This window comes from Halorubellus litoreus (assembly GCF_037081675.1).
GTDB classification, from domain to species: Archaea; Halobacteriota; Halobacteria; order Halobacteriales; family Natrialbaceae; genus Halorubellus; species Halorubellus litoreus.
In genome coordinates, this window is record NZ_JAZAQL010000006.1 from 188337 (window position 1) to 207246 (window position 18910).

At 68.9% G+C, this 18910-nt stretch carries 20 protein-coding genes; 14 read left to right on the forward strand and 6 right to left on the reverse strand.

Annotation, left to right across the window (positions count from 1 at the left end; genetic code table 11):
• Nucleotides 1–97: 97 nt before the first annotated feature.
• The 8 genes from VYJ16_RS21850 to ppc all read left to right on the forward strand — a co-directional run bounded on the left by VYJ16_RS21850 (nt 98) and on the right by ppc (nt 7797).
• Nucleotides 98–427 carry a hypothetical protein gene (locus tag VYJ16_RS21850; RefSeq protein WP_336352429.1) on the forward strand — a complete coding sequence of 110 codons (330 nt, stop codon included), beginning with the start codon at nt 98–100 and terminating at the stop codon, nt 425–427.
• A gap of 129 nt (nt 428–556) precedes the next feature.
• Nucleotides 557–1567: a beta-ribofuranosylaminobenzene 5'-phosphate synthase family protein gene (locus VYJ16_RS21855; RefSeq protein ID WP_336352430.1), complete on the forward strand. Its 1011-nt coding sequence runs from the start codon at nt 557–559 to the stop codon at nt 1565–1567.
• A 153-nt stretch (nt 1568–1720) separates the two neighbouring features.
• The gene (locus tag VYJ16_RS21860; protein WP_336352431.1) at nt 1721–1915 is read left to right on the forward strand and encodes a hypothetical protein; all 195 of its coding nucleotides are present in this window, start codon (nt 1721–1723) and stop codon (nt 1913–1915) included.
• A 260-nt stretch (nt 1916–2175) separates the two neighbouring features.
• Complete coding sequence (locus VYJ16_RS21865; RefSeq protein WP_336352432.1) at nt 2176–3012, forward strand: RAD55 family ATPase; 837 nt, start codon at nt 2176–2178, stop codon at nt 3010–3012.
• Nucleotides 3013–3103: 91 nt separating this feature from the next.
• Nucleotides 3104–3967, forward strand: a complete 864-nt coding sequence (locus VYJ16_RS21870) for a hypothetical protein (protein ID WP_336352433.1) — start codon at nt 3104–3106, stop codon at nt 3965–3967.
• Entirely contained in the window at nt 3964–4569 is a 606-nt protein-coding gene (locus tag VYJ16_RS21875) for a DUF8135 domain-containing protein (RefSeq protein WP_336352434.1), read from the forward strand. Before VYJ16_RS21870 ends, VYJ16_RS21875 begins: the two co-directional genes overlap by 4 nt.
• A gap of 109 nt (nt 4570–4678) precedes the next feature.
• Nucleotides 4679–4999: a transcription factor S gene (locus VYJ16_RS21880; protein WP_336352435.1), complete on the forward strand. Its 321-nt coding sequence runs from the start codon at nt 4679–4681 to the stop codon at nt 4997–4999.
• 107 nt (nt 5000–5106) lie between these two features.
• Complete coding sequence (ppc, locus tag VYJ16_RS21885) at nt 5107–7797, forward strand: phosphoenolpyruvate carboxylase (protein WP_336352436.1); 2691 nt, start codon at nt 5107–5109, stop codon at nt 7795–7797.
• Nucleotides 7798–8057: 260 nt separating this feature from the next.
• Here the strand turns inward: ppc and VYJ16_RS21890 are convergent, their stop codons facing one another.
• Nucleotides 8058–8675: a response regulator gene (locus VYJ16_RS21890; protein WP_336352437.1), complete on the reverse strand. Its 618-nt coding sequence runs from the start codon at nt 8673–8675 to the stop codon at nt 8058–8060.
• Between the two features lie 123 nt (nt 8676–8798).
• Here VYJ16_RS21890 and VYJ16_RS21895 point away from each other — a divergent pair, with 123 nt between their 5' ends.
• Complete coding sequence (locus VYJ16_RS21895; protein WP_336352438.1) at nt 8799–9308, forward strand: YkgJ family cysteine cluster protein; 510 nt, start codon at nt 8799–8801, stop codon at nt 9306–9308.
• A gap of 36 nt (nt 9309–9344) precedes the next feature.
• Here the strand turns inward: VYJ16_RS21895 and VYJ16_RS21900 are convergent, their stop codons facing one another.
• Nucleotides 9345–10214, reverse strand: a complete 870-nt coding sequence (locus VYJ16_RS21900) for a ZIP family metal transporter (RefSeq protein ID WP_336352439.1) — start codon at nt 10212–10214, stop codon at nt 9345–9347.
• Nucleotides 10215–10343: 129 nt separating this feature from the next.
• Nucleotides 10344–11042 (reverse strand): SDR family NAD(P)-dependent oxidoreductase, encoded by a 699-nt coding sequence (locus VYJ16_RS21905; RefSeq protein ID WP_336352440.1) that lies wholly within the window; start codon nt 11040–11042, stop codon nt 10344–10346.
• A gap of 180 nt (nt 11043–11222) precedes the next feature.
• On the opposite strand from VYJ16_RS21905, the gene VYJ16_RS21910 reads away from it, so the two are divergent.
• The 5 genes from VYJ16_RS21910 (at nt 11223) to VYJ16_RS21930 (ending at nt 16387) form a co-directional block, all read left to right on the forward strand.
• Nucleotides 11223–12401, forward strand: a complete 1179-nt coding sequence (locus VYJ16_RS21910) for a HAMP domain-containing sensor histidine kinase (protein ID WP_336352441.1) — start codon at nt 11223–11225, stop codon at nt 12399–12401.
• A gap of 153 nt (nt 12402–12554) precedes the next feature.
• Nucleotides 12555–14060, forward strand: coding sequence for a phytoene desaturase family protein (locus VYJ16_RS21915; RefSeq protein WP_336352442.1), 1506 nt, complete (start codon nt 12555–12557; stop codon nt 14058–14060).
• Nucleotides 14057–14935 carry a prenyltransferase gene (locus VYJ16_RS21920; RefSeq protein ID WP_336352443.1) on the forward strand — a complete coding sequence of 293 codons (879 nt, stop codon included), beginning with the start codon at nt 14057–14059 and terminating at the stop codon, nt 14933–14935. The genes VYJ16_RS21915 and VYJ16_RS21920 overlap by 4 nt, the downstream gene beginning before the upstream one ends.
• Complete coding sequence (cruF, locus tag VYJ16_RS21925; protein ID WP_336352444.1) at nt 14925–15857, forward strand: bisanhydrobacterioruberin hydratase; 933 nt, start codon at nt 14925–14927, stop codon at nt 15855–15857. Before VYJ16_RS21920 ends, cruF begins: the two co-directional genes overlap by 11 nt.
• A 59-nt stretch (nt 15858–15916) precedes the next feature.
• Nucleotides 15917–16387 carry a GNAT family N-acetyltransferase gene (locus VYJ16_RS21930; RefSeq protein ID WP_336352445.1) on the forward strand — a complete coding sequence of 157 codons (471 nt, stop codon included), beginning with the start codon at nt 15917–15919 and terminating at the stop codon, nt 16385–16387.
• A gap of 24 nt (nt 16388–16411) precedes the next feature.
• On the opposite strand, the gene VYJ16_RS21935 is transcribed toward VYJ16_RS21930, so the two are convergent.
• From VYJ16_RS21935 to VYJ16_RS21945, 3 genes are all read right to left on the reverse strand, one after another.
• A complete protein-coding gene (locus tag VYJ16_RS21935) occupies nt 16412–17422 on the reverse strand; it encodes a phytoene/squalene synthase family protein (RefSeq protein ID WP_336352446.1) in 1011 nt (336 codons plus the stop codon).
• A 164-nt stretch (nt 17423–17586) separates the two neighbouring features.
• Nucleotides 17587–18408, reverse strand: a complete 822-nt coding sequence (gene speB / locus VYJ16_RS21940) for an agmatinase (protein ID WP_336352447.1) — start codon at nt 18406–18408, stop codon at nt 17587–17589.
• Between the two features lie 13 nt (nt 18409–18421).
• On the reverse strand, nt 18422–18799 hold the full coding sequence (locus VYJ16_RS21945; protein WP_336352448.1) for a translation initiation factor IF-5A: 378 nt from the start codon (nt 18797–18799) through the stop codon (nt 18422–18424).
• Between the last annotated feature and the right edge of the window lie 111 nt (nt 18800–18910).

Genomic DNA, 18910 nt, shown 5'->3' on the forward strand with positions numbered 1-18910 from the left:
GACAGACGTTGCTGTCGCGTCGACGCCGCAGGTTCCAGCCGGCGACGCGCCACGGACCGGCAGAAGGCCTTTACTCCCGCCCAGGGAACGCCGTCGCATGCGAGAACGAAGCCGCACGCGCTCGTCGCGGACCGCTCTCGCCGCAGCGACCGCGACCGCGGCCGGAGCCGCCCTCGTGCTACTCACGTTCCTCCGCGGGGGCTGCACCGACGTCTTGTGCACAGGGGATACCGCCGCGGCGGCCGTGGCGTTCGAGAGCGTCTCGCTTTCCTCGTGGGTCGTCCGCTGGCAGGAAGGCTGTAACAGTTGCACGGCGAGCCTGACGCCGGTGCTCGCGGGCGTCGTCCTCCTCTCCATCGGAGCCGTCTGGTTCGCCGGCAGCGTCCTCCCGGCGACCGCCACCCTCAGCGGCCGCGCGGACGAGTGATGCCACGGCCGCGGGCGAGGACCACCTGACGCCCCGCCGGCGGCGCGGCCACCTCGCCGACGACCTTCCGTCACCGGACGTGGTTGCCACCGCCGAAACGCCTTGGACCTCTAGTCCCTAGCTGTCGGTATGGTCACGGTCTCGGCGGGCGCCCGCCTCCACTTCGGGTTCCAGAACCTGTCGCTCGCGCACGACCGCCTGTACGGCGGCGTCGGCGTCGGGCTCGCCGAGCCACGCGTCGCGGTCACCGCCGTCCTCGCGGACGCGGTGTCAGTAGACGCGGCGGCGGACGCGATGCCCGCCGTCGGCGGCGACGAGCTGGCGGACCTCGAGGCCGTCCGGCGGTACGCCGACCGCGCCGTCGACGCCCTCGACGTCCCTGGCGCACACCTCACGGTCGAGCGCGCGCTCCCCCGGCACGTCGGCCTCGGCAGCGGTACGCAACTCGCGCTCGCGACGTACGCCGCGGTCGCACGAGCGAACGACGTCGAACCCACCCCGCGCCAGCACGCCCCTGCGCTCGGTCGCGGCGGCCGCAGCGGCATCGGCGTCGCCACCTTCGAGGCCGGCGGGTTCGTCGTCGACGCCGGCCACCCCACGGCCAGATTCACCACGGACGAACCCGCCCGCGGCGAGTGGGAGACCCCGCCCGTCGTCGCCCGGCACGCGCTCCCCGACGACTGGCGGTTCGTCCTGGCGATACCGAACGCCGACACCGGCCGCAGCGGGAGCGCGGAGACCGAGAGCATGCGCAGCGTCGTCGAAACCGCCGACGGGAGCGTCGCCGACGCCGTCGCCGGAACCCTCACCCGCACGCTCCTCCCCGCCGCCGCGACCGACGACCGCCAGCGGTTCGCCGAGGGGATGGCGGACCTCGGCCGCCTCAACGGCGCGTGGTACGCCGACGAACAGGGCGGCGTCTTCCGGCCGCCAGTCGGCGAAATCGTCGACGCGCTCTCCCGGAGCGACGCCGTCGGCGGCGTCGGCCAGTCCTCCTGGGGGCCCGCCGTCTACGCACTCACCAGCGAACCGCACGTCGACGACGCCCTCGACGCCGCCGGGCGAGCACTCGACACCGCCAACGTCGACGGCGACGTCCTCGCGACCGCCCCCGCCGACGACGGCGCACGACTCGAATAGACGAGACCACCGCGTTTCGAACACCGAGCTATCAGGGAGTCAGCGGACCCCTCACGAACGATTCGTTTCAGTAGAAAGGCATCGAACCTTCTGGTACGTGACCGTGCGAATCCATCAGCCATATTTTTGGCCGGTGGGACTGACAAACGTGCTATGTCAGATATCGAGATAGAGCAGCCGTGGTTGCTCGCCGCCGTCGTTCTGACACTCTGGACAATTATGTCGATAGTCACGGCCATTGTTCTGCCTGCTGCTCTCTCTCCGACAGTCAAATCGGGTGTCGCTGGCGGAGTTTCCTTCATGGCCTCAGTTCAATTACTAAAAAAGGGGTTGCCGTTCCAACTGTAGTCACCAGTGGTCGGGATGGACAGTTATTCCTCTGTATCTACCGGTACGGTCGCGACTGCGAGATCGACTTGGTAACTCTTCGAGGACCACCATCGCAGGACCCGGCCGTTGAGACACTTCCCCTGTGGACACCATCCGCCCTACGGTCGTGACGCCCGTGTGACCGACACCATCGAAACGACGTCCTGGCGGATGGCGGATGCGTCTGCGAGCGGGGACTGCCCGTAAGACAGTTACCCGACGCTCCCGAGGGTGCGTGCATGGAGCGGCTCCCGTTCGGTATCTCGCGGTTGGATTCGATGATAGACGGTGGTGCACCGCCGGGGAGCGTCGTTCTTCTCGCCGGCGAGGTCGGTGCCGGGGCGCGCGAGTTCGTGTACACGAGCGTCGCGATGAACGCGCTGGCGCACGCCGACGCCGAACTGTTCGACCTCTACTACGGCGGGCTCCACGGGAACGCAGCCGTACCTGACGACATCCACTACCTGTCGTTCACCGAGGAGCGAGACGCCATCGTCTCCGAGATGCAGTACGCGATGGACGACGACATCGTGGACGCCGCCGCCGAAGCCATCTCGTTCGCGGACTTCTCCACGGAGTACTTCCAGCTGTCGCAGGTCCCCCGGGAGTGGTACGCGAAGGAGACGCGGAAGATAACGGAACTCGGCGACCGGAACGACCGCCGCGGGACGCTCGACGCGGTCGGCGAGTACATGAACGACAACGCGAGCGGGAGTCTCGTCGTCGTCGACTCCGTCACCGACCTCGTGTCGGCGGCGAGCGACGAGATGGACTGGAACGAGATCACGCTCCTCATGAAGGGCTTGAAGAAGGCGAGCTACGAGTGGGGCGGCCTCGTGCTCCTGCTCGTGAACACCGAGGCGCTGTCGGCGCGGGAACTCGGCGGGCTCATGGAGTCCACGGACGGCTCGCTGCTGTTCGAGTGGGAGTCCGGTGGGAGCGAGCGCGCGCGAACGCTCGTCGTCAAGCAGTTCCGCGGCGTGCTGTCGCGCCTCGAAGAGGAGAACATCATCCAGTTCGAGACCGACATCAGCGACGCCGGGTTCGACATCAGCGACGTCCGGAAGATCAGGTGACGAGGAACCGCCGGAAGCGGCCGCGTCGTCCCCGCCACACCCGTCGATTTTGCAACAACCCTTAAGCACCTTAAGACCGAAATCCAGGCGAATGGCGAGCGAGGAGCACGTCGACGTCTCGGTTCGACTCCCGCCGGACCTCGAGGAGTGGCTCGACCAGCAAGCCGTCGAGATGGACCGGAGTCGCGAGGACGTGATCCGAGAGCTCGTCGCCGCGTACCGTTCGATGACGGAGAGCGACGCCGGGGACGGCGTCGTGACGGCCGACGACCTGGACGGTGTCGTCGACGAGGCCGCGCTCGAGGCGTACGTCGAGACGGCGGCGTTCGAGGACGCGCTCGACGAGCAACGCGAGGAGTTCGAGGACCTCCTGAGCGACGTCCGGAAGCGCGTGGTGCAGGTCAAGCGCGAGGCGGACGCGAAGGCGCCGGCGGACCACGAGCACGCCGACCTCGAGGAGCGCGTGGACGCGATGGCGGCGGACGTCGCGGACCTCTCTGAGACCGTCGACCGGGTCGAGGACGACCTGGACGCGGGGTTCGAGAACTTCGAGGACGTCCTCGAGTACCTGACGGAGACGACCGACGAGTTGGAGGCGAAGACGGGGACGCTCGCTCGCGTGCTCGTGGACGTTCGCTCCGAGGTGAAGCGCTTGAGTCTCCAGGAGTCTCGACGTGCGGAGGCGGAGACGCTGAAGCTGGCGGCGAACCGCGAGGGCATCCGGACGGCGAAGTGCGAGGAGTGCGGGTCGCCCGTGGACGTCTCGCTGCTGTCGGTGCCGGAGTGCCCGCACTGTGCGAGCACGTTCAACGACGTCGAGAAGCGCACGGGGCTGTTCTCCTCGAACCGGCTCGTCACTGGGGACCCGCCGGCGCTCCCGGAGGGTCACGACGACGACCTGAACGCCGAGCTCGCCGAGGAGCTCGCCGAGCAGGCCGAGGAGGCGTCGGAATGACCGACGAGGGGGACGCTGGCGAGGAGTCGTCGGCGTCGCGAGAGCCCCTCGGTGGGTTGCGTGACCGCGTCCGGAGCGAGGACGACGATGCGGCACCGCCGACGTTGTTCCCGGAGGAGTCGCCCGCGGACGCTGCGGGCGCCGGTGACGAGAGCGACGGGTCACCGGTCGACGACGGGACTGCAGTCGACCGTGACGACGACGGGGCTGCGGTCGAGGACGAGCCGGGAGCGCCAAGTGACGGCCGCGAGGGGCCGCTCGGTGATCTCGCGGCCGGTATCGAGGGGCGTCGGGAGCGGAAGACGAAGACCGACGAGGAGCTGTTCGACGAGGTGGACGTCGGCGAGTTGGACGCGGACGAACTCTGGGCGCAGGTGGAGACCGACGAGCCGACCGTCGAACCGCGCGGCGAGCGCGAGATACGGGAGGTCCAGAAGCGCAAGTACTGCTCGCAGTGTCCGTACTTCGCCGACCCGCCGGACGTCGGGTGCTCGCACGAGGGGACGGACATCATCGAGCAGGTGGACATGGAGCACTTCAAGGTCGCGGACTGCCCGGTCATCCTGGAGGACGAGCGTCTCGAGGACGTCACGACGGAGTAGGCCGCGGTGGCGCGTGACGGGACGGTCGGGGAGGCTGCTGGCGTCCCGAGCGTTCGGGGCGCCGTCGCGAAGACGTTACAGTCGTGTACCTCGAACGTGGTGGGTACGTATGCAATTCTGCGACGACTGCGGTTCGATGATGAAGACCGACGGCGACGAGTGGGTGTGTTCGTCGTGTGGCGCGACAGAGTCCCGTGGTGGCGACGAGAGCGAGTACGTGTCGACGGACGCGCAGGCGAACGAGGAGGTCATCGAGACGGAGGAGAACGCGGACTTCGAGGGGAAGCCGACGGCGACGGACGTGCGCTGCGACGAGTGCGGGACTGAGGAGGCGTGGTACTACATCCAGCAGACGGCGAGTGCGGACGAACCGCCGACGCGGTTCTTCAAGTGCACGGAGTGCGGGAAGAAGTGGCGCGGGTACAACTGAGCGTTGGTTCGACGCCCCCCGAGCCCGATTATTAATTACTACATTCCGAGTGGCAATTTTTCGGCGTGGCGTCGGGTTTGATGGACGCGGAGCGCGTGCGTGGTGGTATGCCATTGCACGAACGGGACGTCCGGCAGGACGTCCGCGAACTCGGCGAACTCGTCGGCGACGTCCTGGAGGCGCAGGCGTCGACCGCGGCGTTCGAGACCGTCGAGGACGTCCGCGAGCGCGCAATCGGATACCGACGCGGGGACGTCGACTCGCGCGAACGACTCGTCGAGACCATCAAGGCGCTCGACCCGGAGCGCGCGAGCGACGTCGCTCGCGCGTTCACGACGTACTTCGAACTCGTGAACCTCGCGGAGGAACGCGAGCGCGTTCGCACCGTCCGCCGGAGCCGGCAGACCGACGAACTCGAGGACTCGCTGCCCGCGGCCGCGGACGAACTCGGGAACGCGGACGTGGACGTCGTCGAGCAGACGCTCGCGGACGTCCTCGTCGAACCGACGTTCACCGCGCACCCGACCGAAGCCCGTCGGAAGACCGTGAAGGCGAAGCTCCGGTCGATCGCCGAGCACGTCGAGACGCTCGACGAACGCTCCCTGACCGACCTCGAGGACGCCCGGGTGTGGCGCGACATCGAGGCGGAGGTGACGTCGCTCTGGCAGACCCCGCAGGTCCGAGAGGGGCCGCCGACGCCGGACGACGAGGCGCGGAACGTCCAGTGGTACCTCCAGAACACGCTGTTCGACGTCGTCGGCGACGTCTACGACACCCTCGAACGCGAACTCGACGAATCGATTGTCGAGGACCTCGACGTCCCGAAGCTGCTCGAGTTCCGGTCGTGGGCGGGCAGCGACCGCGACGGCAACCCCTACGTGACGCCGGAGGTCACCGAGCGGACGCTCGAACGCCAGCGGTCGGTCGCGCTCGAACGCTACCGGAATCGGTTGAAGGCGCTGTCGGGCGTCGTGAGTCAGGACGGCGACCGCTGTCCCCCGACGGACGGGTTCGAGGCGGGGCTCGCCGCGGACCGCGAGCGGCTCCCGGGCGTCGCGACCGAGACCGAGGAGCGGTATCCCGGCGAGCCGTACCGAAAGAAGCTGAAGTTGATGCGCGAGCGCGTCGACCGCGTCGGCGACGTCCGCCCCGGCGGGTACGAGGACGCGAGCGAGCTCATCGAGGACCTGGAGACGCTCGCCGAGAGCCTCCGCGCGAACGGCGCCGAATCGATCGTCGACGCGCACGTGAAACCGCTCGTTCGCGAGGTGGAGACGTTCGGGTTGACGCTCGCCGGCCTCGACCTCCGCGACCACCAGGAGAACCACACCGAGGCGGTCGGCGAGGCGCTCGCTCGCGAGGGCATCGAGTACGACGCGATGAGCGAGGACGAGCGCGTCGACGCCCTGACCGACGCCATCCTCCAGGACGAGCCGGTCGTGGACGTCACCGACACGGACGGCGTCTCGGAGACGACCGAGCGCGTCCTCCGGCGGTTCGACGCGTTCGCGGACTGGCAGCGCGAGTACGGCGCGGACGCCATCGACACGTACGCCATCTCGATGACCGAACGCCCGAGTCACGTCCTCGAGGTCCTCTTCCTCGCGGACCAGGCGGGCGTCGTGTCGCTACCCGCGTACTCGGGCGTGGACGTCGTCCCGCTGCTCGAGACCGAGAGCGCGCTGGAGAACGCGCGGGACATCATGGGCACGCTCTTCGAGAACGAGGCGTACGGCGCGGCCATCGAGGCGCGCGGGAACGTCCAGGAGGTGATGCTCGGGTACTCGGACTCGAACAAGGAGAACGGCTTTTTGGCGGCGAACTGGCGGCTCCACGAGAACCAGCGTCGCATCGCGCACGTCTGCGACGACCACGACGTCACCCTCCGCTTGTTCCACGGCCGCGGTGGCTCCATCTCGCGCGGCGGCGGGCCCATCGGCGCGGCGCTGCTCGCGCGGCCGAGCGACGCGGTATCGGGGATGGTGAAGTTCACCGAGCAAGGCGAGGTCCTCGCGGAGCGGTACGCGAACCCGCAGGTCGCGGAGCGCTCGCTCGAACAACTGCTGTCCGCGCAGCTCCGGTCGCGCAAGCGCGCCATCGAGCAGCCGGAACCGCAGGCCGCGGACGACTGGGAGGACGCGATGGCGGGGATGGCCGACGTCGCGCGCGACGAGTACCGGGACCTCCTCGAGACCGACGGCTTCGTGTCGTACTTCGAGCAGGCGACGCCCATCACGGTCATCGAGGACCTCAACCTCGGGTCGCGGCCCGCGTCGCGGACCGGCGAGCGCAAGGTCGAGGACCTGCGCGCCATCCCGTGGGTGTTCTCGTGGACGCAGTCGCGGTGCGTGCTCCCGGGCTGGTACGGGCTCGCGACTGCACTCGACGAGTACCTGGAGGGAGAGGGCGACCTCGGGACGCTCCAGGAGATGTACGACTCGTGGCCGGTGTTCACGACGCTCCTGGACAACGCGGCGGTCGCGCTCGCTCGCACCGACATGGAGATCGCGGGCTACTACGCGGAACTGGCGACGCCGGCGCTCCGCGAGCGGTTCTTCCCGCGACTCGAGGGCGAGTACGAGCGGGCGTGCGAGCTCGTGACGGAGATAACGGGTCGGGACACGGTGTACAAGCGCGAGTGGTTCGGTGAGAGCCTCTCGCGACGGAATCCCTACGTCGACCCGTTGCACCTGCTACAGGTCGACCTGCTCGACCAGACCCATCGCACGCCGGCGGAGGAGCGAACGCTTCGCTTGACCGTGAAGGGTATCGCGGCCGGCATGAAGAACACCGGTTGACATCCTCTGCGCCCTGAAAGGCGGGACTCTCTCCGTGGTTCAGGTAGGTCACGCGGTTCGAAGAGGGGGAGTCGGTGGGGCGCTCGTGGGTGGGGGGGCAGAATCGGAGCGCCCACCGACGGATAGGGGGGAATCGGTCGCGGACAGTCCGTCACTGGTCCGCGGCCGTTCGGTACTTTCTCACCGTGCGTCCTTACGATGGGGCCTTGGCACTTAGGGACGGAAATTTCCGGTGGTCGTCTCGGGTGTCTGTCGCGCGGTCATCCGGTGTCGGTGATGCCGCTGGTGCCGTCTGCGTCCTCGTCGCAGCGGACGTCCTCGAGGGAGTCAACCGCGCGCTCGCGGGCCGCGACGACGCGCTCGCGGAGCGCGTCGAGGTCCGCGGGGTCGTCCTGCGTTCGGTACTCGGGGCCGGCCTGGAGGACCGCGAGCTTCGACTGGAGCGAGAAGTACTCCTGGAACGCGTCGGCGTGCTCGGCGAGTGCCAGCAGCGATTCGACGGTCGATTCGAGCGGCTCGCGGCCGACCGGTTTGACGAGGTACTCGTCGAAGGGGAGCGAGACGATGTCGAGCGTCGGCTCGACGGCGGTCACCAATGACACGCGCTGGTCGTGACCGCGAGACCGCATCTCGGCGAGCACGACGTCGCCGGACATCGACGGCATCCGGCGGTCGAGCAGGACGACGTCGATGGGTTCGGTCGCGAGGACGTCGAGCGCGTCGCTCCCCGAGTACGCGACGTGAACGTCGACGTGTTCGCGGAGCCAGAGCGCGTACGTGTCTGCCAGGTCCTCGTCGTCGTCGACGACGAGAACGGTTGCGTCCGTCGTCGGGAGGTCGACGGTCACGTCCATCGGGAGCGAGTGAGTTCCGGGCATGATAGCGGCGCTCCGTGCGCTTACCCTAGGTACGGAACTCGGGCCCCTCATTCGTGATTCCTAAATTGTTTGGTGCGTGGGGAAGGGAAGGACACTTCCGCGTTCGCGGCGTCGTTCGACGCGATGAGTACGGGCTCTCGTCGCGTCGAGGTGCATCCGGGTCGCGAGGCGGTCGTGGAGTTCGACCCCGACCTGACCTTCGAGTGCGTCGACGAGTGCACGTGGTGCTGTACGCACGGCGTCCTCCTCTACGAGCGGGACTTCTACGAGCTCGCGGAGCGAGCGAGTCTGGACGATACGACGACGCAGTTCCGCGGCGAGGACTTCGTGAAGAAGGAGGCGAAGGACCGCGACGAGCACGTCGGTGAGGACGGCGAAGCGTGCGTGTTCCTGCGCGACGACGGCCTCTGTTCGCTGCACGCCGAGCACGACTGGAAGCCGACGCGGTGCTCGGTGTACCCGCTCGCGGTGTCGGTCGAGGACGGCGACATCCACGTGGACGTCCGCGAGTCCGCGTGGGAGCACTGCGAGGGCATGAACGTGAGCGAGCGGAAGGTCGTCGACAACCTCGACGCGTTCCTCCCGGAGGTCCTCTGGGAGCTCGACGACCCGTCGAGCGACCGGGAACTGTAGCGCGATTGCGCGGTCGATTCGATTTTCGGGGTCGATTCAGGCGACGAGGAGCCACGCGACGAACACGACGAGGCCGCCGAGGAGCGTGGAGACGACGGCGTGCAGGCGGAGACTGTCGAGGAGTTCGTGTGCGTGGTCGGTGGTGTGTGCGACGTCGTAGACGTCGCCACCGATCTCGCAGGTGGGGAGGAAGTCCATGGCGACGTGGAGGAAGACGCCGGCGGCGAACCCGAAGACGAGCGCGTTCAGGACGGGGTCGGGCGGGAGGGCGATGATGCTCGCGGGGATGGCGGTGAGGCCGACGCCGGCGGCGGGGAGGAGGAGGACCCAGGGGTTGCCGCCGTCGCTCGCGAGTCGGCGGGCGGCGGCGTACCCGGCGGGGCCCTTGTGGGAGACGATGGCGACGCCGAGGAACGCGCCGAGCGTGGGCATGTTGCCGTAGACGATGCCGATGATTGTGCCAGCGGCGAGGGCGTGCGCGGATATCTCGAGGCTCGTGTGGTCGAAGCTGGTCTCGTGGGTGAGGCGGTGCCCGACGGTGTGGGCGCCGAACCCGAGGACGATGCCGGCGGCGACGCCGAAGCCGCCCCAGCGCGGGTGGAGGCCGAACGCTTGCGGGAGGAGGAAGACGGCGGCGCTGGTGACCATGGCGCCGGCGGCGAGGCCGTACGCCCAGACGAGGCCGTGGGCGTGGCCGCCGTCGGCGCGTGCGCCGAGCGGGATGGCGACGCCCATGGCGGCGAACGCGGTCCACGCGATGCCGACGACCTTCCAGAGTTCGGGGCGGCCGTCGGCGGCGACGGTCGCGGCCCACGCGGTGAGTGCGAGGAACGCGACGACGGCGACGACGCCGACCGTCGGCACGCCCGCGATGTTGTTAACCCTCGATTCCGAGTTAGTAACCATTCTTGTTAACAACACGCCGTCGTTGGTTAATAACTCCGTCGGTCGCGTACGCTCGGCGAGTGCAGCCCCTGGGCTGGCGAGCGCACGTCAGCGACCCCGCGAACGCACGCAGCAGCCCCGCGAGGACGCTCAGCGCGTCGCGGTCTTCCAGGTCTTCAGGTCGACGACCACTCCGTCGAGGTCCTCGGCGTCGCACTCGGTCGCCGCCCACACGAACATCGCCGCGACGTCCTCGGGCGCCCGACCGCCCGGACCGGACAGGTCGGTCTCGACCTTCCCCGGGTCGACGCACCCCGCGACGTACTCGGTGTCCGCGGCGAACTGGCGGACGACCGCCTCCGCGCCCGCCTTCGACGGCGCGTACCCGCCGAGACCCGGTTTCGCGTCCCGCGCCACCGACCCCGTCGGGAGCAGGAGGCGCGCGCCCTCGTTCAGGTGCGGGAGCGACTCCTTGAACGTCGCGAACGCCCCGCGGACGTTCGTCCGGAACGCCTCGTCGAACGCCGTGTAGGACTCCTCCGCGATCGACGTCTCGCCGGGCGACCCGTGGAACACGCCCGCGTTCGCGACCACGACGTCGATGCCCGCCGGCCCGGTCCGCGACGCCGTCTCGACGAGTCGCTCCACGTCGAACTCGTCGCGGACGTCCGCGCGCAACCCGGTGACTTCGCCCTCGCCGACCGCCTCGAGGTCGTTCACGAGGTCGCCGACCGCCGACGCGTCCCGACCGCAGACCGCGACCGACGCACCCGCCTCGGCGAACGCCGTGGCGACCGCTCGTCCGATACCGCTCGTCGCACCCGTCACGACCGCCGTCGTCCCGTGCATACCCACACGTACGAGTAGGGTCGATAGGAAAGCACCGGTCGCGGCACGCGCTCGGCGACGACCCCTGCCTCGACGCCCGCACGCGGACGATTATCGGCGGGTGAACGCGCGACCACGCCACGGTCCTGGCTTGCGAAATCATGCCACGGAGATTTACCAATATGTATCCAATTGATATTCGTGTCAGGGGGGAGGCTGGCGGACAGCGGGCGGTACGGCGTCGCCGCGCTCGGGCTCGTCGGGCTCGCCGCCGTCGTCGCACACGCGATCGCCAGCACCGCCCCTCTCGCTCGCGTCGCCGCGGACCTCGTCGGGTCGACGCTCGTCGTCTCCGTCCTCGCGTTCCTCGGGCTCGCCGCGTTCGGCGTCCACCTCGCCCGGACGGAGACGCCGACGCACTGTCGTCGCGTCGCCGCCGCCGGCGTCGCCACCGCCGCCAGCTACCTCGTCCTCGTCGGCGCGTTCTACGCCGGCATCGGCCAGCCGTTCGGCGGCGTCGCGGACGCGTTCGCCGTCGGCTACGGCATCGCCGCCATCGGCGCCTGGTTCGGGGTCGTCCCCACGCACTTCTACCTCCGGCAGCGCCGACAGACCGAACGTCTCCGCGACCTCAACGCCGAACTCAGGGAGACCAACGCCGAACTCCGCGAGCAGAACGAGCGCCTCGACGAGTTCGCGAGCATCCTCAGTCACGACCTCCGGAACCCACTCGCGGTCGCGGGCGGTTACGTCGAACTCGCCGCCGAGACCGGGAACCTCGACCACCTCGACGAGGTCAAGACGTGTCACGCCCGCATCGAGACGCTCATCGACCAGGTGCTCGCACTCGCTCGCATGGAACGCGACCCCGACGCCGTCACCGAACTCGACGTCGCCGGCGTCGCCACCGACGCGCTCGCGACCGTCGACACCGACGACGGCGAGGTCGTCGTCGACGTCGACTGCACCGTCCACGCGGAACGCAGCGCCCTCCGGCAGGTGTTCGAGAACTGCTATCGGAACGCCGCCGAGCACGCAGGCCCCGACCCGACCATCCGCGTCACCTGCCTCGACGACGACGAGGGATTCGCCATCGAGGACGACGGCCCCGGCATCCCCGAGGGCGAACGAGACGTCGTGTTCGACCGCGGGTACTCGAACGACGACGGCACCGGCCTCGGGCTCTCCATCGTCGCCGAGGTCGCGGAGACGTACGACTGGACCGTCGACGTCGTCGACGGCGCGGACGGCGGCGCGCGCTTCGAGTTCCGGACGACGATCGCCCCGGCGGACGTGGGCGACCCCGACCGACGGGAGTCGGCCGACCCGGACTCGGTCGACGAGGACGACGCCACGCCACGGGCCGCCTCCGGGATCTGACGTCGCGTCGTCCCGTCAGCAGGCGCCATCCCCCGGCAGTACCTACCGCGTGGTGCGCCCATCCAGTGCCCGCCGCCCCATCGCGTGCTCGCGGTTCGCACACCTACCGAGTCGTGGCCGCTGTTTAAGGTCGTCTCGCTACTACGTGCAGTCATGAACGGACTCTCCGGAACCTCGGTCCTCGTCGTCGGCGGCGGGTTCGGCGGCCTATCGACTGCCTGTTACCTCGCCGACGCCGGTGCGGACGTCACCGTCGTCGAGAAGAACGACGGCCTCGGCGGCCGTGCGTCGGTCCTCGAACGCGACGGTTTCCGGTTCGACATGGGGCCGTCGTGGTACCTGATGCCGGACGTCTTCGAGCGGTTCTTCGGGCACTTCGACCGCACGCCCACGGACTACTACGCGCTCGAGCACCTCGACCCGCACTACCGCATCTTCTTCAAGGACGGCGACCGCGTCGACATCACGCCCGACCTGGAACGTTCGAAGGAGGTCTTCGAGTCCTACGAGGCGGGCGCTGGCGAGGCGCTCGAACGGTACCTCGAGCAGAGCGAGGAGAACTACAACGTGGGGATGGAGCACTTCGTGTACGAGGACCGCGCGACCGTGCGGGACTTCCTCGACCCGGCCGTCGCGAAGCAAGCGCGCGGGCTGACGATGCTCGGGTCGATGCAGGACCACGTCGAGAAGTACTTCGAGCACCCGAAGCTCCAGCAGATCATGCAGTACACGCTCGTGTTCCTCGGCGGGTCCCCGAACAACACGCCGGCGCTCTACAACCTGATGAGTCACGTCGACTTCAACCTCGGCGTCTGGTATCCCGAGAACGGCCTCGGCGGCGTCGTCGACGGCATGGCGAGCCTGGGCGAGGAACTCGGCGTGGAGTACGTCACGGGCACGCCCGTCACGGAGATCATGGGTCGCCGCGGCGGGTTCAAGGTGACGACCGCGGGTTCAGAAACGTTCTTCCCGGACGTCGTCGTGAGCGACGCGGACTACGCGCACACCGAACTCGAGCTGCTCGACGAGGGGAAGCGTCACTACGACGCGGACTACTGGGAGTCGCGGACGTACGCGCCGTCGGCGTTCCTGATGTACATGGGCGTCGAGGGGGACGTGGAGGAGCTCGCGCATCACACGCTCGTGCTCCCGACCGACTGGGAGCAGCACTTCGACGAGATATTCGAGAACCCGGCGTGGCCGGATAATCCGGCGTACTACCTCTGCGTGCCCAGCGAGACCGACGACTCGGTTGCGCCCGAGGGCCACTCGAACCTGTTCGTGCTCGTCCCAATCGCACCGGGGCTCGACGATACCGAGGAGACCCGCGAGCAGTACCGCGAGCTCGTGCTCGACGACATCGCCGAGCACACCGGCACGGACCTCCGGGACCGCATGGTCGTCGAGGAGACGTTCACGGTGAGCGACTTCGCGGAGCGCTACAACGCCTACGAGGGGTCGGCGCTCGGGCTCGCGCACACCCTCAAGCAGACCGCGCTCTTCCGGCCGTCCCGTCGCTCGGAGTCCGTCGACGGCCTCTACTACACGGGCGGGTACACGACGCCGGGTATCGGCGTCCCGATGTGCCTCATCAGCGGTGAACTGACCGCGGACGCCGTCCGCGAGGACGCCGGTCTCGAGCACGCCCATCAGGGATGACCGCCGGGGAGACCAGAGAGTCGACGACGACCGCGGTCTTCGAGGGCGTCGCGTACCTCCTGACGCTCTCGCGGCCGCGGTTCTGGTTCTACCTCGCCGGCCCGGTCGTCGTCGGCGTCGCGTACGGCGCGCGCTCGATCCCGGAGTTGTTCGCGCCGGTCGCCATCGCGCTGTTCGCGTACTTCCTCGTGCCCGCGAACGTCTACCTGTACGGTATCAACGACGTCTTCGACCGGGACGCCGACGCCGAGAATCCGAAGAAGGAGGGCCGCGAGGCGCGGTTCTCGGGGGACGCGTGGGTGGTCGCGGTCGTCGCCGTCTCCGGGCTGGCGCTCGTCCCGGTGGCGGCGCTCGCGCCCGCGCTGGCGTGGCCGTACCTCGCCGCGTACGCCGTGCTCGCGACCGAGTACTCCGCCCCGCCGCTGCGGTTCAAGACGACGCCGTTCCTGGATTCGCTCTCGAACGGCCTGTACGTCCTCCCGGGCGCGGCCGCGTACGCCGCCGTCCTCGGCGAACACCCGCCGGTCCTGGCGCTCGCCGGCGCGTGGCTGTGGACGATGGCGATGCACACCTTCTCGGCGATTCCCGACATCGAACCGGACCGCGCGGCGGGAATCGACACGACCGCGACCCACCTGGGGGAATCCCGGACGTACGCGTACTGCTTCGCGGTGTGGACCGCCGCCGCGGGCGCGTTCGCCGCCGTCGACTACCGCCTCGGCGTCGCCCTCGCGGTCTACCCCGTGTTCGTCGCGTGGGTGGCGCGGTCGTCGGTCGCGGTCGACCGCGCGTACTGGTGGTTCCCGTACCTGAACACGCTCGTTGGAATGGTCCTGACGCTGGGCGCCCTCTGGAGGCTCACGAATGGCGTCTGAGGACACACCGACTGCAGACCAACAGGAGTCGCGGTCGCTCGCCGACGCGACGCGCACGCCGTCGGGCCGCGAGCAGGTGCAGGCGCGTCTCGACGAGCTCGTCCGCGAGCACCGATTCACCATCGCGGTCGTCTTCCCGCTCGTCGGCGCCGTCTCACTCGTCGCGAGCGCCGAAGGCTGGTACCCCGACCCGCTCTCCTTCCTCGCGTACAACCCCTTCTTCGTGCTGTTCGGCGTGCTCGTGATGCGTCTTCCACTCATCGCGGGCGTCGGCCCCCTCATCGACCGGAAGGCCGGCGTTGCGCTCGCACTCCTCACCGTCTACGCGTACGGCATCGAGTATATCGGGACGACCACGGGCTGGCCGTACGGCGCGTTCGAGTACACCGTCCCGCTCGGGCCGATGCTCGCCGGCGTCATCCCCGTCGCCCTCCCCGTGTTCTTCTTCCCGCTCGTCCTGAACGCGTACCTCCTCACACTCTTACTGCTCGGCGACCGCGCCGACTCGACGCCCGTTCGGCTCGCCGCAACCGTCGCCGCCGTCCTCGCGACCGACCTCGTCCTCGACCCCGGCGCCGTCGCCGTCGAGTTCTGGGCGTACGAGTGCGCCGCCACCGCCTCCTGCGGGTACTACGGCGTCCCGTGGTCGAACTACGGCGGCTGGGTGCTCTCCGCGACCGTCGCCGTCCTCGCGTTCGACCAGGGCCTCGACCGCACCGGCCTCAAGGAACGACTACGGGACTGCGAGTTCATGCTCGACGACCTCGTCTCGTTCGTCCTCCTCTGGGGCGGCATCAACGCCCTCTACGGGAACTGGATTCCCGTCGCCATCGCCGCCGCACTCGGCGTCGGCTTACTGACGACAGACCGGTTCGACTTCGCCGTCGGCGACAGCGCACTCGTCCGCGCCGTCCGCCGCTGAATGGACGACTCGGGGGCAATCCGAGGACTCATTCGGCCACCACGCGTTGGTGGTCGAACATGGTCGACGTTCGCGCCGCGACGGCCGACGACCTGGCGACCGTCGCCGAGATCAAGACGCGAGCTCTCCGCGAAGACGCGTCGGATCAGTACGACGCAACCCAGCTCGATGCCATCGCACCGACACCCCCGGACCCCGACGCGTATCGGTCGATACTCGAACGACAGGAGTTCACCCTCGTCGTCGCCGAAACCGCCAACGACGTCCGTGGGTTCGGCTGCCTGCACGCTGACGACGGACAGATTCACGCCGTCTTCGTCTCGCCGGCAGCGATGGGCGAAGACGTCGGTACCACCCTCCTCGAAGCCCTCGAACGGCGTGCCGCCGCCGCCGGCCGAGACGACCTCTGGTTGCACTCGACACTGAACGCACGCGGGTTCTACGCTCGACACGGGTACGCAACCGGCGAACGGACCACGGTCGGAGCGGACCCCGAGATTCCAGTCGTCCGGATGCACAAGGAGATATAGACCGGCGAGTGGGCGTCTGTGACGCTACCAGGACGGCAGCCAGCCGCGGACGCGGCCGAGCGCGCCGCGACCGCCGTCGCGGTCGTCGCCGTGGTGCTCGCCCTCGTGGTGTTCGTCTGCGGGCTCGTCGCCGTACGGCACCGCGGACACCCGCCGGAACACGGCCTCGGGGTCCTTGTTCCACTGCCAGTGCCAGCGCGTGCGGACGAGGCACGCGAGCTTCCGCCAGAGCGGGAGGTCGACGTCGACGGTGACGGTGTCGTAGTCGCGCTTGCGGACGACGCGGTGGTGTTCGGCGTACAGGACCGCCGCCAGGAGGACCGCGAGCTGGCAGTCCTCGGGCAGATACCGGATGCCGGCGACGCCCTCGCGGTACAGCGAATCGGCGCGCGCCGTCTCCTCGGCGATCGCGTCCCTGACCTCCGGCGTGAACTCGAGGCGTTTGACGTCCTCGACGTCCGCGCCGTGGCGCTCCAGGGTCTCCTCGGGGAGGTACACGCGGTCGCGGTCCACGACGTCCTCGTGGACGTCCCGGACGAAGTTCGAGAGCTGGAACGCCTCACCGAGCTTGATGGCGTGCGGTAAGGCCTGCTCGTACGCCTCGTCGTCGAGATGCATGATGTCCGTCATCATCACACCGACTGCGGCCGCCGACCCACGCATGTAGTCCTCGAGGTCGTCGTAGGTCTCGTAGCGGTCCGTATCGATGTCCGACGCCATCGCGTCCAGGAACTCGTTCACCCACTCGTCGTCGATGCCGTACGTCTCGCAGAGTTCCGCGAACGCCTCCAGTACGGGGTCGTCGGCGGGTTCCTCGCCGAGCGCTTGCGCGCGGAGTTCCGCGAGGCGACGCGCTTGCTCCTCGCGAGAGCGCCCGTCCGGGTCGTCGACGACCTCGTCCGCGATGCGGAAGAACCCGTAGAGGACGTACGTCGGGTGCCTGATGCGTTCGGGGAGCAATCGCGTCGCGATATGGAAGGTCTTCCCCGTCTCTCGCTGGATGGCTTTCCCTTCCTTGACGTGTTCGTCGTGCATCGTGTGTTCTCCGGCGAGGACCCCGCGCAGGTGGTGTCTCTCCGTATAGGGATTAGCGTGCTATCCGGAAATAACTGACTTACACAACAGGTTAGGAGGACCCCGAAAACGGACTGAACGTTCCTTCCAACAGACACGTCGTCCGTCGGCACCGAACGCGCTCCTCACGCGTCCTCGGCGACGCGAGCGGCCTCGTGGACGAACGCACGCAGGAGTTTCGCGCCGAGGACGGCCGCCTGGCCGTCGTCGCGGTCGTTCACCTCGACGACGTCGAACCCCGCAACCTGTCCGGTCGCCGCGACCGCACGCACCACGTCCCGGCACTCGCGGCTCGTCAACCCGAACGGCTCCGGCGTCCCCGTCCCCGGCGCGAACGCCGGGTCCGCCGCGTCGACGTCCACCGACAGGTACACCGACGCGTCCGCGTCGAACGACGGCTCCCACGCCGGAACCGCCTCCGGCGGGACGACCTCGACGTCGCCCTCGCTCGCGCGCTCGTACTCCGCCTCGCTCCCCGCACGCGCCCCGAGCACGACCGCGCGGTCCGCGACGTCGAGCGCGTGCCGCGTCACCGTCGCGTGACTCAGTTCGTTCCCGTCGAAGTCCTCCTTCAGGTCCAGATGCGCGTCCAGGCACACGAACACGTCCGGGTCGACCGCGCGAACGCCCGCGACCGAGACGGTGTGCTCGCCACCGACGACGAGCGGGACCGCATCCGCCCACACGACGTCGGTACACACGCCTTCGAGGTACTCGAGGTACTCGCCGGCGTCGTCCCACGCGCGAACGTCGCCGTGGTCGGCGACGCTACAATCGGAGAAGTGCGTGCCGGTCGCGTGGTCGTAATCGTCGAACCCGCGCGCGTACCGGCGGACGCGGTCCGGACCGAATCGCGTCCCGGGCTGGAAGGACGTCGACGCGTCCAGTGGCGCGCCGACGACGACGAACGCCGCGTCCTCGCGGTCGACGCCCGCACCCGGGAACATCCTCGACCCGCCCTCAGAGGATCTTCCGCTGGCCTTCGAACTCGAGGAACTCGATCTCGTCGTCGGGGTCGAGTTCCTGCTCCTCGGGGACCTTCATCGAGAACGTGTCGTACGTCTCCAGGTCCATGACCTGCACGACCGTCGCGGACTCCACGGAGACGACCTGGCCCTGTTTCCGTTCGATGATCGGGACCCAGCACTTCTGGTCGACCGGCTGACTCATCGAGCGCTTCTTCCCGTCGAAGACGCCGACGGCTTCGACGCGCGCCTTCGCGCTGCCGTGCTTCCCGGGCTTTGCGGTCGAGTACGCGTTGATCTTACAGGGAGCGTCGTCCAGCATGACGTACGAGCCCTCCTGAAGGTCGCGAACTTCCTGCTGCTGCGTAGCCATGCACGGCCGTTCTTCCCACGTGGCTATAAACGGTTTGGAACGCTACGACGCCCACTGCGAGTCCGTTCGCCGACGCGGGAATCCCCTGGCGGCCTGCCAGCAGGCGTCAAG

What these genes read in the sequence shown, in the direction of transcription:
- cruF (WP_336352444.1), top strand. Translation starts at nt 14,925, where the DNA reads ATGGCGTCTGAGGACACACCGACTGCAGACCAACAGGAGTCGCGGTCG.
- VYJ16_RS21875 (WP_336352434.1), top strand. Translation starts at nt 3,964, where the DNA reads ATGACCGACGAGGGGGACGCTGGCGAGGAGTCGTCGGCGTCGCGAGAG.
- VYJ16_RS21900 (WP_336352439.1), bottom strand. Translation starts at nt 10,214, where the DNA reads ATGGTTACTAACTCGGAATCGAGGGTTAACAACATCGCGGGCGTGCCG.
- VYJ16_RS21870 (WP_336352433.1), top strand. Translation starts at nt 3,104, where the DNA reads ATGGCGAGCGAGGAGCACGTCGACGTCTCGGTTCGACTCCCGCCGGAC.
- VYJ16_RS21895 (WP_336352438.1), top strand. Translation starts at nt 8,799, where the DNA reads ATGAGTACGGGCTCTCGTCGCGTCGAGGTGCATCCGGGTCGCGAGGCG.
- VYJ16_RS21855 (WP_336352430.1), top strand. Translation starts at nt 557, where the DNA reads ATGGTCACGGTCTCGGCGGGCGCCCGCCTCCACTTCGGGTTCCAGAAC.
- VYJ16_RS21945 (WP_336352448.1), bottom strand. Translation starts at nt 18,799, where the DNA reads ATGGCTACGCAGCAGCAGGAAGTTCGCGACCTTCAGGAGGGCTCGTAC.
- VYJ16_RS21890 (WP_336352437.1), bottom strand. Translation starts at nt 8,675, where the DNA reads ATGCCCGGAACTCACTCGCTCCCGATGGACGTGACCGTCGACCTCCCG.
- VYJ16_RS21930 (WP_336352445.1), top strand. Translation starts at nt 15,917, where the DNA reads ATGGTCGACGTTCGCGCCGCGACGGCCGACGACCTGGCGACCGTCGCC.
- VYJ16_RS21850 (WP_336352429.1), top strand. Translation starts at nt 98, where the DNA reads ATGCGAGAACGAAGCCGCACGCGCTCGTCGCGGACCGCTCTCGCCGCA.
- VYJ16_RS21935 (WP_336352446.1), bottom strand. Translation starts at nt 17,422, where the DNA reads ATGCACGACGAACACGTCAAGGAAGGGAAAGCCATCCAGCGAGAGACG.
- ppc (WP_336352436.1), top strand. Translation starts at nt 5,107, where the DNA reads ATGCCATTGCACGAACGGGACGTCCGGCAGGACGTCCGCGAACTCGGC.
- VYJ16_RS21880 (WP_336352435.1), top strand. Translation starts at nt 4,679, where the DNA reads ATGCAATTCTGCGACGACTGCGGTTCGATGATGAAGACCGACGGCGAC.
- VYJ16_RS21920 (WP_336352443.1), top strand. Translation starts at nt 14,057, where the DNA reads ATGACCGCCGGGGAGACCAGAGAGTCGACGACGACCGCGGTCTTCGAG.
- speB (WP_336352447.1), bottom strand. Translation starts at nt 18,408, where the DNA reads ATGTTCCCGGGTGCGGGCGTCGACCGCGAGGACGCGGCGTTCGTCGTC.
- VYJ16_RS21860 (WP_336352431.1), top strand. Translation starts at nt 1,721, where the DNA reads ATGTCAGATATCGAGATAGAGCAGCCGTGGTTGCTCGCCGCCGTCGTT.
- VYJ16_RS21905 (WP_336352440.1), bottom strand. Translation starts at nt 11,042, where the DNA reads ATGCACGGGACGACGGCGGTCGTGACGGGTGCGACGAGCGGTATCGGA.
- VYJ16_RS21865 (WP_336352432.1), top strand. Translation starts at nt 2,176, where the DNA reads ATGGAGCGGCTCCCGTTCGGTATCTCGCGGTTGGATTCGATGATAGAC.
- VYJ16_RS21915 (WP_336352442.1), top strand. Translation starts at nt 12,555, where the DNA reads ATGAACGGACTCTCCGGAACCTCGGTCCTCGTCGTCGGCGGCGGGTTC.